A 16,213-nucleotide genomic window follows, 5' to 3' on the forward strand; every position below is an offset into this window, starting at 1 on the left:
ATGTATAATTAATTATGATATAAGAAAATCATTGGCATTTTTTGATTTTGTAATCAAAGTAGTAAAGTATATTAATTAAAACACAGCGAATAGTTATTATTTTCTACTTTAGTATTGTTTTGTTTTAACCAATCAGAAAGTAGAGCAAATTTAACTTGAATAATACTTTTTATATCTTCAGATGATAAGTTAAAATTCAAAAAATTAAGGGTTAATCTTGCTATCTTTATTACAATAAATTTTGTTTTTTCTTGGTGATTAGTCCTAAGAAATGGTTTTTATCTTACCAGAGCTTACTTAATATTTGATACAATTTTCTGTTATGAAATTAAAATATTAAAAGGTGGGCTTTATTGATCAGTTTTGATGAGTAATAATATATCAATTATTAGTTATTGAGAGGATATTGTTAATGACCCGCCGCGTAATTGGCGTAGCAGAAAGGCCGCCGCTAAGAGAAACCATTCCATTAAGTTTTCAGCATCTGTTTGCTATGTTTGGTGCGACAGTATTAGTTCCCATTTTATTTAACATCAACCCTGCAACCGTTTTATTGTTTAATGGCATTGGTACATTGCTCTATTTGATTATTTGTCGGGGGCGTATTCCTGCTTATCTGGGCTCAAGCTTTGCTTTTATTTCGCCAGTTTTATTGTTATTACCCCTTGGTTATGAGTTAGCATTGGGCGGATTTATTGTTTGTGGACTACTTTTTTGCTTGGTATCACTGATTGTAAAAATAGCCGGTAGAAATTGGATCAATATAATCTTTCCTCCTGCAGCGATGGGCGCGATTGTGGCTGTTATTGGTCTGGAATTAGCGCAAACGGCGGCTGGCATGGCAGGACTTTTACCTAAAGCGGATATAGCGGTTGATTCAAGCAATCTGATTATTTCAGTGGTGACGTTGATCGTGACCATTTTATGTTCGGTAGTTTTTCGCGGCTTCTTAGCGATTATTCCTATTTTAATTGGTGTGATTGCCGGTTATCTACTCGCATTTTTAATGGGAAAAGTTGATTTAACTCCGGTTATTAGCGCGCCATGGTTTGCATTACCCACATTTTATTCTCCACGATTTGAGTGGTTTGCTATTTTGACTATTTTGCCTGCTGCGCTAGTTGTTATTGCGGAACATGTGGGTCATTTGGTGGTAACCGCGAATATTGTTGGGCGAGATTTATTAAAAGATCCCGGTTTACACCGTTCAATGTTTGCCAATGGTTTATCAACCACCATTTCAGGATTTTTTGGTTCAACACCGAATACCACCTATGGTGAAAATATTGGGGTGATGGCGATCACTAAAGTATATAGCACCTGGGTAATTGGTGGCGCGGCAATCTTAGCTATTATGCTTTCCTGTGTAGGTAAATTAGCCGCTACAATTCAGCTTATCCCAGTTCCAGTGATGGGGGGCGTTTCCTTATTACTTTATGGTGTTATCGCGGCATCAGGTATCCGAGTATTAATTGATTCTCGAGTAGACTATAATAAGCCACAAAACTTAATATTGACTTCAGTTATTCTTATTATTGGGGTAAGTGGTGCCACAATCCATATTGGTGCCGCTGAGTTGAAGGGGATGGCGCTTGCTACCATTATCGGTATTATTATGTCGTTAGTTTTTCGCCTGATTAATATTATTCGGCCAGAAAAAACTTATATAACCACTAAGCTTGAGTCGGTTGATCCGATTAAAAAATAGCTATTTTTATTGCAATAATAGCTAGATTGCTAGTTTCATTGGATGATATTGTTTAAGTTCATCTAATTACAACTTTTGTGTTAAGCTGTATGTGTTTTCTTATCTATACAGAAAGAGGTGCTTCTGAATACGCCGTCGCAGCTTTCATTACCTTTATCTACGCCTGATGATGAAACCTTTGCCAGTTTTATTACTGGCGAAAATAGTATTTTATTAGCGGCCATTAAATCTGCTATTAATCAATTCCATAGTAGCTATATTTATTTTTGGTCTCAGCAAGAAGGTAGTGGCAAAAGCCATTTATTACATGCTGCATGTACTGAATTGTCACAAAAGGGTGAGGCAGTTGGCTATGTTCCACTGGATAAACGTAGCTATTTTGTTCCTGATGTTTTAGATGGTATGGAGCATTTAGCGCTGGTTTGCATTGATAATGTTCATTGTATTGCCGATGATGAAGAGTGGGAAATAGCACTTTTTAATTTATATAATCGTATCTTGGAAAATGGTAAAAGCTGTTTATTGATCACCGGCGATAGGCCGCCAAGATTGATTGATTTAACTTTACCTGATTTAGCCTCCAGACTTGATTGGGGGCAGATCTATAAACTTCATCCACTTAGTGATGAAGATAAGATCCAGGCACTCCAATTACGCGCTAAATTACGTGGTTTTGACTTATCTGAAGAGGTTAGTCGTTTTGTATTAAAGCGTTTAGATAGAAAAACCCGCACATTATTTACTATGTTAAATGAGTTAGATCATGCTTCGATTGTTGCGCAGCGCAAACTGACCATTCCCTTTGTTAAGGATATTCTTAAGCTCTAATTTAAGAGGTAAACTTGTTTTACCTCTTCAAGATAGCAGGCTATTTAAATAGTTTTTTTACTAATTCTGGTGGTCGACCTAGTTGAGCATGCCCATTGACAACAACGATCGGTCTCTCTATCAATATCGGATTAGCATGCATTGCTTGGAGTAACATCTCGTCTGATAACGCGCGGTCAGATAAATTAAGCGTTTGATATACTGTTTCATTGCTCCTCATCAATTGACGCGGATCAGTGAAACCTAATTGTGAAAGTAAGGTTTTTAAGCTATCTATAGTTGGTGGTGTTTTAAGATATTCAATGATGCGTGGTTTAATCCCCATATCTTCTAATAGTTGTAGAGTTTGCCGGCTTTTTGAGCAACGAGGATTATGGTAAATTGTCACTTGTTGAGACATAGGATCAGTTCCTTAGCGTTTTTGTAATTGTTTATCACGGATTTGTAACTGGCGAAGTGCATCAATGCGTGCATCATATCTGGCTTGATCATAACTACCGGTTTTTGTTAGTCGGCTGGCATCTGTAAGATATTGAATGGCGGTATTATAATTACCTTGCAAAGCCATTCCTTCAGCATAAGCGGCTAACTCTTCACTTCGCTTAGCTTGTTTAGCTGAAACTCCTGCCAGTAAAGTCCAACCATTTAAGTCATTCGGGTTATCGAAGGTATATTTACGCAACAATTGACTGCCTTGTTCATACTGTTTATTGGCAATATAGGCATTAGCTAGATTTATTTGTAACACTGGGTCATTTGGGGTTTTGGTTAGTGCACTTTGTAAACGAGAAATCGCCTTTAGTGGTTGATTTAACCCTATATCAATATCAGTCATTAGATCAATAAACCAGGGATTAGCGGGTTGTTTAGCTAAAAGTAAGTTCACAATATTACCGGCGGCCTGATATTTTTTATCTTCATTAAGTCTTAGTGCATAACCATAATCAGCTGCCATTCTTTCTTTAGTACCACCCTGGCTATATTGTGATAAAATTTGTTCAAGGATAGGTTGTTGCCCATCAGTATACATGGCAAGAATGCGCACTCGAGCCAGCATAAAATCCAGTGACGGAGGGAGATTAACTTTCGGGTATTGATTTGAACGATTTAATGCATCAGCTAAACGACTATCTGGTAATGGATGGGTTAATAGCATCTCAGGTGGTTTTGACATATAACGGCTCTGATCGGCTAAAATTCGCATAAAGTCAGACATAGCGCGTGGATCGAAGCCGGCACGACGTAAAGTTTGTATACCAATTCGATCGGCTTCTTGCTCGTTAGATTGCGTAAAGCTTATTATACCTTGTTGCACTCCTGCTAAGGTTCCCGTCAAAGCCGCAATACCTGCTTGTGGATTAGCCATCACTAGCAGTGCTGAACCAATCGCGCCTATCCAGGCTAATGGTGCATTTCGTTCACGATCTTCTAGCATACGAGCAAGGTGTCTTTGTGTTACATGAGAAATTTCGTGGGCGATCACTGAGGCCAGTTGACTTTCATTTTGGCTATAGCGAAAAAGGGCCGAATGGAGGACGACATTGCCACCAAAATAAGCATAGGCATTAATATTAGGGTTATTTATCAGATAAAAATGGAACGGTGGTTTTACTGAGTGGGCATTTTTTACTAAACGCATGCCGAGGTGATTGATATATTGATTCAATAAGGGATCGTAAATAAGTGGTGAGCTAGCACTTAATTGGCGTGTTAGTGCGTCACCAATAATGATCTCTTGATCAATAGTTAATGTACCGCCTGCTGTGGTACCAATATCAGGCAGATTATCGTCAACAGCGGTATAAACAGGTTGCATTGGAACTGCTAACATTATTGTTATTACAAGAGTAATGAGTGGTTTAGTAAATTTTGTATTCATAAACCGGAAGTATCCCTTACGATTGATTATGTTATTAAATGATATTTTTTATGATAGCAAACCTTACTGGATAATCTGTCAATTGGTATAATTTCGTGGATTAAAAGGCTAATTTACCACATTCAGGAGTGAATATATGCTGGAGATGTTTTTGCAATGGTATCGTCGAAGATTTTCTGATCCTCAGGTCGTTGCATTGTTTATCAGCTTGATTATCGGTTTTTGTATCATATTCTTTTTTCATGATATTTTAGCTCCTTTATTAGTTGCTATTGTGTTGGCTTATTTACTTGAATGGCCAACGCAAAACTAGGTAGGTTAGGCTTATCAAGGCTGGCGGCGGCGTCCATTGTGCTGACAATATTTATGGGTATTAGTGCCATGGTTTTTTTAATTATTGTCCCCATTGTCTGGCAGCAAGGAATGAATTTATTATTTGATTTACCTTCAATGGTTAATAGCTTTAATGAATATGCTAAAGCATTACCTGAACGTTATCCCGCTTTGGTCGATGCGGGTATTATTGATATGATTGCGGATAATTTACGCGGTCGTTTATCGGCTTTAGGTGAATCTGTCGTTAAGTACTCTGTTGCCTCACTTATTGGCATTATTACCATCGCAATATATCTGGTTTTAGTGCCGTTAATGGTATTTTTTCTGCTAAAAGACAAGACTAGAATGATACGTGGATTACAACGTATTTTACCTCGTGATCGGTTATTAGTCGGACAAGTTTGGCAGGAAATGAACCAACAGATCACTAACTATATCCGTGGTAAAGTTATTGAAATGGTTATTGTCGGTATCTGTACTTATATCGCCTTTGCTTTTTTGGGTTTGCGCTACTCGCTATTTCTGTCAGTACTTGTTGGTATTTCTGTCTTGATACCTTACATTGGTGCGGTGGTGGTTACTATTCCTGTCGTATTGGTTGCGCTTTTTCAATGGGGTATTGGACCCGATTTTTGGACTTTACTTATCGCGTATTTGATTGTTCAAGGGCTCGATGGCAACTTACTGGTGCCGATTCTATTTTCTGAAGCGGTTAATTTACATCCACTCGTTATTATTTTATCTGTCGTGGTCTTTGGTGGGCTTTGGGGCTTTTGGGGCGTATTTTTTGCCATTCCACTGGCAACGTTAATTAAAGCCGTAATGCATGTTTGGCCGGAAGATAATCTAGTAACTGAAAAATAGTGTTTAATTGTTAATTGCCAGCAAAACATGCAAGGGCAATTAACAATCGATTTTAATCACGGATGAGTATTAAGATAGTCCAGTACAATTTGATGGTGATCCGCGGTTTTGAATTTGTCAAACACATGCTCAATCTCACCTTTGCTATTAATCAAAAAACTAACACGATGAATACCATCAAACGTTTTTCCCATAAACTGCTTTGCTCCCCATACTCCGAATTTTTCCGCAACCTCGTGCTTGTGATCCGATAGTAATGTAAATTCTAGCATCTCTTTTTCAGCGAAACGTAATAACTTTTCTGGTTTATCAGTGCTGATGCCAAAGACTGCGACACCCATTTGTTTAAATTTATCCCATTCGTCACGTAATCCACAAGCTTGTATTGTACAACCGGGAGTCATTGCTTTGGGATAGAAATAAATCAAAACTCGTTGACCAAGATAATCAGATAAATTGATTATTTCGCCATCTTGGTCAGGAAGGCTAAATTGAGGGGCCTTATCACCGGCTTTCAATGGGCTCATTAGATTCTCTCCATTTAATTCTATGTGTTATTGCGATTTACTGATAATGCTAATTGTACCTTGGGTATTTAATTTTGTGCACAATTGTTTAAATCTATTTTTGCTAATTCATTCATTATCATCAATAAGGGGCATTTATATCAATTTCAAGTTATTCATCCTATTTGTTTGTGGCTTGATCTTATTTAATCCTAATTGGGCTAGCTCGAAGCTCTGTGTGATAAATAAGCAAGTAAATTGTTTAACTATCTCGGGAACAATATAAACAATAACCTTGAATATCGTATGGTAACCATAAAAAAAAGCTCCTGCCAAGATAAAAAACAAATATATCAATATAATACGCTGACAGAGTAATGAGTAATTAAATGATATTTAATGGAGTGAAATAGTGTCTTTTTAGCTAGTTTTTTAATTTTAAAAGATTCATTTGCTGATAAAATAATAAATTAGGCAAGAAAAATAAACAGGAAAGTAGGCTGATAATCATTATTTATTTTTCTTAATACAGCGTGGTTATTAATAAATTTCATTAAATTTTGTGTATGAGAAGGTTTTTTTCTTTAGACTGAAAAAGTACCATAATTTTAATGTCACATTTAGGAAAAAGGTTATGGTTAATAATTCTATTGAATATCGGAATTTTTTGCGTGGAAGTCTAGCTGCTATTGTTACCCCAATGGATATAAAAGGACGAATAGATAAGCCTAGTCTGAAAAAACTGGTTGATTATCATGTGAATAATGGCACAAGCGCGATTGTATCTGTTGGTACAACAGGAGAATCAGCAACCCTTGAGCATAGCGAGCACTTGGATGTGGTATTGACCACATTAGAGTATTCTGATGGCAGAATTCCAATTATTGCCGGCAGTGGCGCAAATGCCACCAAACAAGCAATTGCAGTAACTAAATCTTTGGAAAAAACCGGTGTAGTTGCTTGTTTGGCGGTAACTCCTTACTATAATAAACCTTCACAAGAAGGACTTTATCAGCATTTTAAAACCATAGCCGAACAGACAGATTTGCCGCAAATCTTATACAATGTTCCTGCGCGTACCGGATGTGATTTATTGCCTGAGACAGTTGCTAGATTAGCAAAGTTAGGTAATATTGTTGCTGTTAAAGAAGCCAGTGGTGATTTAAGTCGGGTAAATCGCATTCGCAGATTAACCAATGATGATAATTTTATTTTGCTTAGTGGTGATGATGCAACTGCGTTAGACTTTATACAATTAGGTGGGCAAGGGGTAATTTCTGTAACAGCTAATATTGCTGCCAAATTAATGGCTGAAATATGCAAGCTTGCATTAGCAGGAAAGTATGCCGAAGCGCATAAGTTAAATTATCGACTAAGTGACTTGCATCATCAATTATTTATCGAGCCTAATCCCATTCCCATTAAATGGGCTTGTTATCAGTTAGGACTTATTAATTCTGATACAATGCGCTTACCGATGACACCATTAACACTGACCGGTCAGATAGCGGTACAAAAGGCGCTAAAGATTTCTGATTTACAAAAAATTTAGGGAAATTTAATGGCAACATTATTACATGAATCAAAGGTTGTTAAGCTTGTAGCACTGTCACTTGCGGTATTTTTGGTCGCTTGCACGACTAATCAACGTTATAAGCGTCAAGTTAGTGGTGACGAGTCATATTTAAATACACCAGCCTTAAAAAATTTGACTATTCCGCAAGGTATGTCGTTACCATTACAAAACGGTGAATATGATATTCCGCCAGCTAATCAAAATGGTGCTGTAGGTAAAGCATTAGATATACGCCCTCCCATTCAAACCCTTTCGCTACTTAGCGACACTCATACCGAAAATAGTTTAACTGCGAGTCGCTTATTTTTAAGTAATACAGTTGAAAACAGCGCTCTTTGGTCGCAAATTAACGCTATTTTGCAACAAAAAACGATCAAAATTAGGCAAAAAAACGATTCTGACCATTTCTTGATTACCGATTGGATTACTTGGCCGCGAGGAGATGAAGATATTCCTTTACAAACTCGGCAGAAAATTCAATTGGATGCACAAAATACTCAAATAGTTGTTACTGTGACTAATGAAGGTATAAAGCAGGGTGAAGAGCTGATAACCGATGCGGCAGAAATACAACGCTATAATATTTTAATGTTAAATGAGCTGATTGATTCAATAAATAAATTGCGTAATACCGCAACCAGTTCTGATATCCAGGGGCGTTATGCCATTATTGATGTGCAAACGGGTAGTGATAGCAGTGGGTTGCCGCAAATCATTGTGCGTGCGCCGTATGATGTTGTTTGGGATAGATTACCCTCGGTGCTTGAAAGCATTGGCATGCAAGTTGGTGATCGTAGTCGTTCGACGGGAGCAATTAACCTCACTTATAATGGTATGAGTGATAGTGATTGGCAAGCGATTGGCGTCGATAATCCAACCATGGCAAAAGGTGATTATAAATTGCAAGTTGGCGATATGAATAATCGTAGTAGTTTGCAATTTATGGCGGTAAAAGGGACAACCTTAACACAAAAACAAAATGATGAAATGGTCTCTGCATTAAAAACGGCGTTTAGTAAAGTGAGCAGCAATTAGTTAATAAAACGGAGTTAATTTCCTGACCTAAAACATTGCCTAAATAAATGATGGATGATTTATAGTGATTTATTTACTATAGATCATCTGTTTTTTTTATTTTACTCGCTGAGTTTATGGGCTAACAAATGTTTCCTTTAAAGTTATTTAATTAACATAAATAACTGCTAATATGTTATTCTCATCTATCAAACAAAGTAAACGTTTGCGTCTTGCTTTAATGTCCTATTTAAGTGTTTTTTTATTAAAATGATCAAATTTCGGAGTCAATAAAATGCAGAAAAAAGCTGAGTTGTATCGCGGAAAAGCGAAAACCGTATATCTTACGGATGATCCTAATTTATTAGTATTAGAATTTCGCAATGATACATCGGCACTAGATGGTGAGCGTATAGAGCAGTTTGAACGTAAGGGAATGATAAATAATAGATTTAATTATTTCATTATGCAAAAACTGGCGCAAGCCGGCATTCCAACTCAAATGGAACGCATACTGTCAGATACTGAATCATTAGTAAAAAAATTGACTATGATCCCAGTTGAGTGCGTTATTCGTAATCGAGCAGCCGGTTCTCTCGTTAAACGGCTAGGTATCGAAGAGGGTAAATTGCTTGAACCACCTATTTTTGATCTTTTTTTGAAAAATGATGCTCAGCATGACCCAATGATTAATGAGTCTTATTGTGAAACTTTCGGTTGGGTTAGCGGGACACATCTTGGCGAGATGAAACGACTAAGTTATAAAGCGAATGAAGTATTAAATGCACTTTTTGATAAAGCAGACTTGATCCTCGTTGATTTTAAACTTGAATTTGGTCTGTTTAATGGTCAAGTTGTTTTAGGTGATGAATTTTCACCAGATGGTAGTCGTTTATGGGATAAAAAAACTAAGAATAAATTAGATAAAGATCGTTTTCGTCAGAGTCTAGGTGGATTAATTGAAGCTTATGAAGAGGTTGCTAAGCGCATAGGTGTTTGCTTAGATTGAAGAAGTTATTTACAAAAAAGTCTCAAATAAAGATTGTTTAATAACCAGCATTATTCATTGATTGTTCATATTAGCTACTACTTCTAATAATTGATTAGAACAGCTTAAGTATTTATTGGCTGCTCGCAGTGTTCTATAAAATAAACGAGATGGATAGACTATGAGGTAAATTGCTATCGTAAAATTTTAATCTTATTTTATAAATAGGTAATTTATTGTTTTTTTGTGGCTGCGTTTTAATCGAATTGGTGATTGTTTTTACTGGTCTTTTATCATGTTAAATTCATATTTTTATTATTTAATAAACAAAATAGTTAAATATAACTAAATAAAACGATTAAAAATAAAAAAAATTAAATTATATGAATAGCTTAAATTGGACAAAGTTGGGTATATAGTTATTTACCAATGATATGGATAAATTTCAATATTAATTTTTTAACTAAAATTATCACACTTAGATAAAGGTATAGTTAATAATGAATACAATCCTTATGAGAAAAAACAATTCAGCATATTTGCTTATGATAGCAATTAGTCACAATATGATGGCGGCTACAAGGTTGATTATGCAAATCCTCAATCCAGTTGTGCATCGATATTTTACCGCTTTGCACTGAGCTGGCATTATTTTTTTGCTTAATTTTTTATTATATAGTCATTTTCTATTTAATTCGTAGCATGGGGATGAATTTATTGAATTATATCCTCCATTGTGCGTTAATAATTACACAATAATGAAGATGATTCGCTATAATCCCATTAAGGGCTAATTATTGATGTCATAGTGGGAGATGATATGCGCTGGCGGGATCATCGTAGAAGCGATAATATTGAAGACCGACGAAATCAATCTGGTAGAATGGGATCACCTTTTGGTGGCGGCGGTATGCGGTTGCCATTACGTGGAAAAAGTGGTTTATTCATTTTGGTAGTTGTTCTCGTTGCCGGCTATTATGGTATCGATCTAACCAGTTTTATCACTGGCGGATCCAACATTAATTCCTCTCAACAAGCCAATTACCAACCAATCAGTGCTAAAGATCAGCAATTAGCTGATTTTACCTCAGTGATATTGGCTTCAACGGAAGATGTCTGGCAAAAAGAGTTTAGTCGGTTGGGGCGTAGTTATACTGAGCCTAAATTAGTACTTTATCGAGGTTATACAACCACTGCCTGTGGCACTGGTCAGGCAATTATGGGACCATTCTATTGTCCTGCTGATCAGAAAGTTTACATTGACCTGTCATTTTATGAAGAGATGAAAAATAAGCTCGGGGCAGTAGGTGATTTTGCGCAAGGCTATGTTGTGGCCCATGAAGTGGGTCATCATGTGCAACATTTATTAGGTATTGATCAGAAAGTTAGAGAAGCGCAACAGAGTATGAGTCGTAGCGAAGCGAATAAGCTTTCGGTTAAGCTTGAACTTCAGGCTGATTGTTTTGCCGGTGTTTGGGGTAATAAAATGGATGAGCAAGGTCTCCTTGAAGAAGGGGATTTACAACAAGCTTTAGCTGCCGCTCAGGCAATCGGTGATGATCGCTTACAGCAACAAAGCCAGGGACGCATCGTGCCAGATAGTTTTACTCATGGTACCTCAGAGCAGCGTTATACTTGGTTTAAAAAAGGCTATGATACCGGCGATTTTAAAAGTTGTAATACTTTTGGCGCGCTTTAATGCGATAAAAGTCGTTATATTTTAGCATAATTTTAGCCACGAGTAGGGTTTTATTATTTATTTTGCTCGGTCATGATTTATTGATAGGATAAGTTAATTATATATTTTTATTGGTAAATAATTTTATGGGTAATTTTGATCCAACATTACTTATTTTATTAGTATTGGCTGGTTTGGGAATAATTAGTCATAACATGACGGTTACCTTGGCGATGTTATTTTTGCTGGTTGTTCGAATTACGCCGCTTAATAATTTTTTCCCTTGGGTTGAAAAATATGGCTTAACCATAGGTATTTTGATTTTAACTATTGGTGTAATGGCTCCTATTGCGAGTGGCAAAATCTCACCACATGATGTTGTTAACTCTTTTTTTAACTGGAAATCGTTGTTGGCAATTGTGATTGGCATTTTAGTCTCATGGTTGGGCAGTAGAGGCGTCTCTTTGATGACTAATCAACCGTCAACTGTTGCCGGATTATTAGTTGGCACGGTGATAGGTGTTGCTGTTTTCCGTGGTGTTCCAGTTGGTCCATTAATCGCAGCCGGTCTTCTCTCTTTATTGATTGGCAAGTTTTAGTGACTATTGCTAGCCTGATTAATTTACAACTTCAGTTGTGCATTCAGGGCCAACGGCGCTTACTAGTGCTAAGTGGTCAGAGCAACTGGATCCTTACACAGCTAGTTGCGCTTAAGCAAGGGATGGTTGGTGATTGGCAAACCATTTCATCGCATTGGCCTGACGCTATAGCACCACAAAAAGCGGCGTCACTGTTAGGACAAGAGTTCTTACATGGGGTTTTTGATGCAACAAAGGGATTTCATACTGAAGCATTGCTGATGTTGGCCGGGACGCTAAAAGCGGGTAGCTATCTTATCATTTGCCTACCTGAATGGACAACCTGGTCTCAGCAGCTGGATCAAGATAGTCAACGCTGGAATGAAGTCGCCTCGATAATAGCGGTGCCAAATTTTGTTTCCTGGTTAAAGTATCATCTACAACATGATGCTAACGTTTTGCTATGGTGTGAAGGGAAACCTTTTACCGCTCTTGCGCTACCCCAAATATCCGCTTGGCATCAGCCCAATGGGCAACCAACGATTGAACAAGAAAAAATTTTGCAGCATCTACTGACCGGTGAGGACGGAATTTGGGCATTAGTTGCACCACGTGGTAGAGGAAAATCTGCCTTGGCTGGTATGTTGATTGAAAGGTGGCAGGGGGAGTGCTGGGTTTGTGTACCGGCAAAAACAGCGTCAACGGTATTAACTCACTATAGCAACAAAAAAATTCGCTATTGGTCGGTTGACAATTTATTGGCTACTTGTCAATTACAAAAACCACTTGAAATTGATTGGTTAATTATTGACGAAGCGGCGATGATCCCGATTGCCCAACTAAATCAATTAACACACTATTTTCCACGCTTACTCTTTACGACGACGGTTAATGGCTATGAAGGTACAGGGCGAGGATTTTTGCTAAAACTTTGTACTCAATTTACGCAATGTCACATTATCACGCTAACGACTCCGATCCGATGGGCATCAAATGATCCTTTGGAAAATTGGTTAAATAACAGCTTATTACTAAAAGAATATTTACCCAAACCAGCAACGATAACTAAATTAAATAACCATCACATTGCGTTGTTACCCATATCGCAATCTTTATTGATTGAAAAGCCACAATTATTATCAGCCATATATGGTTTGCTGACTAACGCGCATTATCGTACCTCCCCCCTTGATTTAAGACGATTATTGGATGCGCAAGGAATGACTTTATTGGTTGCGCAACAAAAAAAACATCTGCTAGCTGTATTATGGTTAGTAAATGAAGGGGGATTATCTGCATCGCTTGCTCATGAAGTATGGGCTGGACGACGTCGACCTAGAGGTAATTTAGTTGCTCAATCTTTAGCAGCACACAGTTATTTTCCGCAAGCGGCACAAATGAATTCTCAGCGAATAAGCCGTATAGCCGTTACTGCAGCTTTCCGTCGCCAGGGTGTAGCAACAAAATTACTTACTTTTTGTCAACAGCAGGCAATTAAAGAAGGAAAGGATTTTCTTTCTGTTAGCTTTGGCTATTGTGAACAGTTGCAGGGATTATGGCAGCAAAATGGTTTTCATTTGGTCAGGATCGGTAGCCGTAAGGAAGCAACAAGTGGATTTTATACCGCTATGGCGATATTGCCCTTATCACCCAAGGCTAAACTATGGGTGTCACGAGCACACTATTTGTTAAAACGCGACGCCTTTTATATCAACCAGTTAACTGGTTTAACTCTAACAGCTATTAAGGATGATCAATTAAATGATGAAGATTGGCAGGTTTTGGCTGGCTTTGCTCATGGTAATAGAAGTTTTTCAGTTAGCTATCCCTCAATTCGACGGTTATTAATGCAATCAAGACTGGCTTTAACAGCAACGAGAATTCATTGTGAACATAATCTACCTATTGAGGTATGCTGTCAGCAGTTAAAATTAACTGGACAAAAAATGTGGTTAAAACAGGTACGCAACGATATTGCTGATGCATTATCAGAATTAGACTGGCAGCGAGCAGAAAAACTTAAATTATGGGTTAATGTTTTTTTTGATTAGGCCAGTCATCTTCATCATCCCATTTGTCATTAAAATCACGATGAGGAGGAAGTTTGGGTTTATTATCTAAAAAACGTTTAGGATCAATTTTTTGCATCTGTTTGACAGCACTCCAGATAATGCCAATCAGAAGCAGAATGATAATCCACCAGTAATCAGCTAACCAATGCATGGACGTTTTCCTATTAGCAATGTAGTAAATAAAAGTATACTCTGTTTTCCATCATCGTATAACTATTATTGATTTCAGTATGCATTTACAACGAGTTTTACTCATTATTATGGGCTGGATTAGTATTGTCTTAGCGACATTTGGACTACTTTTACCCTTATTACCCACTACCCCTTTTTTGCTATTAGCGGCCTGGTGCTTTTCTCGCTCATCGCCACGTTTTCATCACTGGTTACTTTATAACTCATGGTTTGGTAAATATATTCGCCATTGGCAACAGCATAGAGCATTACCTAAAGGCGTTAAAATTAAGCTAATTATTATAATTTTATTTACTTTTGTTTTCTCACTTTGGTTAGTTACAAGTTGGTGGATCAGAGGGGGACTATTAATTATCTTAGCGCTATTGCTCGGTTATATATCCAGGTTGCCAGTAATCGATGGGTCTAAGAATTAGCCCAATTTATTATCTTGTTAAGAATAAAGCTAGTTAACTAAAATTTTAGGCCGGCAATAATATTTTTTGCATAATTTGCTGATAAATAAAGCTTAATTGCTGTAGATCAACAACACTTACACATTCATCAACTTTATGAATAGTTTCATTTAAAGGCCCTAACTCAACAATTTGGGCGCCCATTTTAGCAACAAAACGGCCATCAGATGTGCCGCCATCGGTTGATAGCTGAGGTTGATAGCCGCAATATTGCTCTATAACCTGGCTAACAATATTAATTAATTTACCTTTTTTGGTTAAAAAAGGATGGCCGGATAATGACCACTCAATTTCATAACTAAGTTGATATTTTTTTAGCATTGCTTCTACTTGTTGGCGAATTTGTTGCTCGGTGAGCTCAGTGCTAAAGCGAAAATTGAATTGTATAATTAACTTACCAGGAATAATATTGTTACTGCCAGTGCCAGCATGGATATTGGAAATTTGCATGCTGGTGGGAGGGAAAAATGCATTACCGATATCCCATTTTTTATTAACCAGCTCATTTAAAAACGCTAATGAACTATTTATCGGATTATTGGCTAAATGTGGATAAGCGATATGCCCTTGTGTTCCTTGGATAGTGAGTTTTGCGCTTAATGAACCTCGACGACCATTTTTGATTATATCACCTAGCTTTTCCTGACTAGACGGTTCACCTACAATGCAATAATCAATTTGTTCGTTGCGTGCCATTAATTTATCAACCACTTTTACCGTTCCATTAGTCGCTTTAGCTTCTTCGTCAGAGGTAATTAAGAAGGCTAATCGGCCAGCATGGTTGGGATAATCATTAATAAATCTTTCGGCAGCAACAATCATTGCTGCAAGCGAACCTTTCATATCAGCTGCTCCTCGGCCATAGAGCAGCCCGTTATTTAATATTGGTGTAAAAGGAGGATAACGCCAATCTTGAGTTGCACCTGCCGGAACAACATCGGTATGCCCAGCAAAAGCCAGCGTTTCCCCTTGTTCCCCATGATAGGCCCATAGATTGGCGGTATCGTCAAAGGGCATGACTTCAACTGAAAAACCAAGTTTTTTCAGTCGATTAATTAAGATGGTTTGGCAGCCATGATCATTGGGGCTAATAGAGGGTTGTTGAATAAGTTGTTGCGCTAGCTTAAGAACAGGACAAATCATAGTTAGCCTCTGTGATGCATAAATCGTTGGTACTCGTCTATTGAAAAACCGAGTAGATAATGGTTATCAGTAGTTGTTAATAATGGGCGTTTAATAATTGCTGGATATTTTAACATTAACTCTTTAGCACTAGCGACATCAATAATATTCGCTTTTTGCTCATCGGACAATTTTTTCCAGGTCATACCACGTTTATTGATCAAGGCTTCCCATCCCAAATGTTGAATAAAAATTTCGAGTAATTCAATTGAGATCCCATCTGTGCGATAATCATGAAATTGATAGATTATATGATGATTATCAAGCCACTGACGTGCCTTTTTAATAGTATCACAATTTTTTATACCATAAAGTATGTAACTTATTGATGTTGACATCATAATTTCCTTTTTGGAT

The 16,213-nt window shown here is 37.3% G+C and carries 15 protein-coding genes and 1 pseudogene; 10 read left to right on the forward strand and 6 right to left on the reverse strand.

Going from position 1 to position 16,213, the window contains the following annotated elements; all coding sequences use genetic code 11:
- Positions 1 to 412 precede the first annotated feature (412 nt).
- Together uraA and hda are read left to right on the forward strand one after the other, a co-directional pair.
- Positions 413 to 1,708: a uracil permease gene (gene uraA / locus LDL57_RS07150; RefSeq protein WP_180560020.1), complete on the forward strand. Its 1,296-nt coding sequence runs from the start codon at positions 413 to 415 to the stop codon at positions 1,706 to 1,708.
- A 105-nt stretch (positions 1,709 to 1,813) separates the two neighbouring features.
- Entirely contained in the window at positions 1,814 to 2,536 is a 723-nt protein-coding gene (hda, locus tag LDL57_RS07155; RefSeq protein WP_180560086.1) for a DnaA inactivator Hda, read from the forward strand.
- Positions 2,537 to 2,576: 40 nt separating this feature from the next.
- Here hda and arsC read toward each other — a convergent pair whose 3' ends face one another.
- Together arsC and bepA are read right to left on the reverse strand one after the other, a co-directional pair.
- Positions 2,577 to 2,936 (reverse strand): arsenate reductase (glutaredoxin), encoded by a 360-nt coding sequence (gene arsC / locus LDL57_RS07160; RefSeq protein WP_180560019.1) that lies wholly within the window; start codon positions 2,934 to 2,936, stop codon positions 2,577 to 2,579.
- A gap of 12 nt (positions 2,937 to 2,948) precedes the next feature.
- Positions 2,949 to 4,415: a beta-barrel assembly-enhancing protease gene (gene bepA / locus LDL57_RS07165; RefSeq protein WP_180560018.1), complete on the reverse strand. Its 1,467-nt coding sequence runs from the start codon at positions 4,413 to 4,415 to the stop codon at positions 2,949 to 2,951.
- Between the two features lie 136 nt (positions 4,416 to 4,551).
- Between bepA and LDL57_RS07170 the strand changes: the two are divergent.
- Positions 4,552 to 5,615, forward strand: a pseudogene (locus LDL57_RS07170) (AI-2E family transporter).
- 56 nt (positions 5,616 to 5,671) lie between these two features.
- Here LDL57_RS07170 and bcp read toward each other — a convergent pair.
- Positions 5,672 to 6,142 (reverse strand): thioredoxin-dependent thiol peroxidase, encoded by a 471-nt coding sequence (gene bcp, locus LDL57_RS07175; RefSeq protein ID WP_180560017.1) that lies wholly within the window; start codon positions 6,140 to 6,142, stop codon positions 5,672 to 5,674.
- Between the two features lie 613 nt (positions 6,143 to 6,755).
- Between bcp and dapA the strand changes: the two genes are divergently transcribed.
- The 6 genes from dapA (at position 6,756) to LDL57_RS07205 (ending at position 14,006) form a co-directional block, all read left to right on the forward strand.
- Positions 6,756 to 7,673, forward strand: coding sequence for a 4-hydroxy-tetrahydrodipicolinate synthase (gene dapA, locus LDL57_RS07180; RefSeq protein ID WP_180560016.1), 918 nt, complete (start codon positions 6,756 to 6,758; stop codon positions 7,671 to 7,673).
- A 9-nt stretch (positions 7,674 to 7,682) separates the two neighbouring features.
- A complete protein-coding gene (gene bamC, locus LDL57_RS07185; RefSeq protein ID WP_180560015.1) occupies positions 7,683 to 8,732 on the forward strand; it encodes an outer membrane protein assembly factor BamC in 1,050 nt (349 codons plus the stop codon).
- 274 nt (positions 8,733 to 9,006) lie between these two features.
- Positions 9,007 to 9,720: a phosphoribosylaminoimidazolesuccinocarboxamide synthase gene (gene purC / locus LDL57_RS07190; RefSeq protein WP_180560014.1), complete on the forward strand. Its 714-nt coding sequence runs from the start codon at positions 9,007 to 9,009 to the stop codon at positions 9,718 to 9,720.
- A gap of 799 nt (positions 9,721 to 10,519) precedes the next feature.
- Positions 10,520 to 11,398, forward strand: coding sequence for a KPN_02809 family neutral zinc metallopeptidase (gene ypfJ / locus LDL57_RS07195; protein ID WP_180560013.1), 879 nt, complete (start codon positions 10,520 to 10,522; stop codon positions 11,396 to 11,398).
- Between the two features lie 125 nt (positions 11,399 to 11,523).
- On the forward strand, positions 11,524 to 11,976 hold the full coding sequence (locus LDL57_RS07200; protein ID WP_180560012.1) for a DUF441 domain-containing protein: 453 nt from the start codon (positions 11,524 to 11,526) through the stop codon (positions 11,974 to 11,976).
- On the forward strand, positions 11,976 to 14,006 hold the full coding sequence (locus tag LDL57_RS07205) for a tRNA(Met) cytidine acetyltransferase TmcA (RefSeq protein ID WP_225507396.1): 2,031 nt from the start codon (positions 11,976 to 11,978) through the stop codon (positions 14,004 to 14,006). The genes LDL57_RS07200 and LDL57_RS07205 overlap by 1 nt, the downstream gene beginning before the upstream one ends.
- Here LDL57_RS07205 and LDL57_RS07210 read toward each other — a convergent pair.
- Positions 13,987 to 14,178 (reverse strand): YpfN family protein, encoded by a 192-nt coding sequence (locus LDL57_RS07210; RefSeq protein WP_180560011.1) that lies wholly within the window; start codon positions 14,176 to 14,178, stop codon positions 13,987 to 13,989. The genes LDL57_RS07205 and LDL57_RS07210 overlap by 20 nt on opposite strands.
- 79 nt (positions 14,179 to 14,257) lie before the next feature.
- On the opposite strand from LDL57_RS07210, the gene LDL57_RS07215 reads away from it, so the two are divergent.
- Complete coding sequence (locus tag LDL57_RS07215) at positions 14,258 to 14,635, forward strand: DUF454 family protein (protein WP_180560010.1); 378 nt, start codon at positions 14,258 to 14,260, stop codon at positions 14,633 to 14,635.
- A 45-nt stretch (positions 14,636 to 14,680) separates the two neighbouring features.
- On the opposite strand, the gene dapE is transcribed toward LDL57_RS07215, so the two are convergent.
- Together dapE and LDL57_RS07225 are read right to left on the reverse strand one after the other, a co-directional pair.
- Complete coding sequence (gene dapE, locus LDL57_RS07220) at positions 14,681 to 15,817, reverse strand: succinyl-diaminopimelate desuccinylase (protein ID WP_180560009.1); 1,137 nt, start codon at positions 15,815 to 15,817, stop codon at positions 14,681 to 14,683.
- 2 nt (positions 15,818 to 15,819) lie between these two features.
- Positions 15,820 to 16,197 carry an ArsC family reductase gene (locus LDL57_RS07225; protein WP_180560008.1) on the reverse strand — a complete coding sequence of 126 codons (378 nt, stop codon included), beginning with the start codon at positions 16,195 to 16,197 and terminating at the stop codon, positions 15,820 to 15,822.
- Positions 16,198 to 16,213: the final 16 nt, after the last annotated feature.

The sequence above is a fragment of the Arsenophonus apicola genome (genome assembly GCF_020268605.1).
Lineage (GTDB): Bacteria > Pseudomonadota > Gammaproteobacteria > Enterobacterales > Enterobacteriaceae > Arsenophonus > Arsenophonus apicola.

Coding starts and splice junctions, on each gene's coding strand:
- purC (WP_180560014.1), top strand. CDS start 9,007: ATGCAGAAAAAAGCTGAGTTGTATCGCGGAAAAGCGAAAACCGTATAT.
- LDL57_RS07215 (WP_180560010.1), top strand. CDS start 14,258: ATGCATTTACAACGAGTTTTACTCATTATTATGGGCTGGATTAGTATT.
- dapE (WP_180560009.1), bottom strand. CDS start 15,817: ATGATTTGTCCTGTTCTTAAGCTAGCGCAACAACTTATTCAACAACCC.
- dapA (WP_180560016.1), top strand. CDS start 6,756: ATGGTTAATAATTCTATTGAATATCGGAATTTTTTGCGTGGAAGTCTA.
- arsC (WP_180560019.1), bottom strand. CDS start 2,936: ATGTCTCAACAAGTGACAATTTACCATAATCCTCGTTGCTCAAAAAGC.
- bepA (WP_180560018.1), bottom strand. CDS start 4,415: ATGAATACAAAATTTACTAAACCACTCATTACTCTTGTAATAACAATA.
- bamC (WP_180560015.1), top strand. CDS start 7,683: ATGGCAACATTATTACATGAATCAAAGGTTGTTAAGCTTGTAGCACTG.
- LDL57_RS07225 (WP_180560008.1), bottom strand. CDS start 16,197: ATGATGTCAACATCAATAAGTTACATACTTTATGGTATAAAAAATTGT.
- ypfJ (WP_180560013.1), top strand. CDS start 10,520: ATGCGCTGGCGGGATCATCGTAGAAGCGATAATATTGAAGACCGACGA.
- uraA (WP_180560020.1), top strand. CDS start 413: ATGACCCGCCGCGTAATTGGCGTAGCAGAAAGGCCGCCGCTAAGAGAA.
- LDL57_RS07210 (WP_180560011.1), bottom strand. CDS start 14,178: ATGCATTGGTTAGCTGATTACTGGTGGATTATCATTCTGCTTCTGATT.
- LDL57_RS07200 (WP_180560012.1), top strand. CDS start 11,524: ATGGGTAATTTTGATCCAACATTACTTATTTTATTAGTATTGGCTGGT.
- bcp (WP_180560017.1), bottom strand. CDS start 6,142: ATGAGCCCATTGAAAGCCGGTGATAAGGCCCCTCAATTTAGCCTTCCT.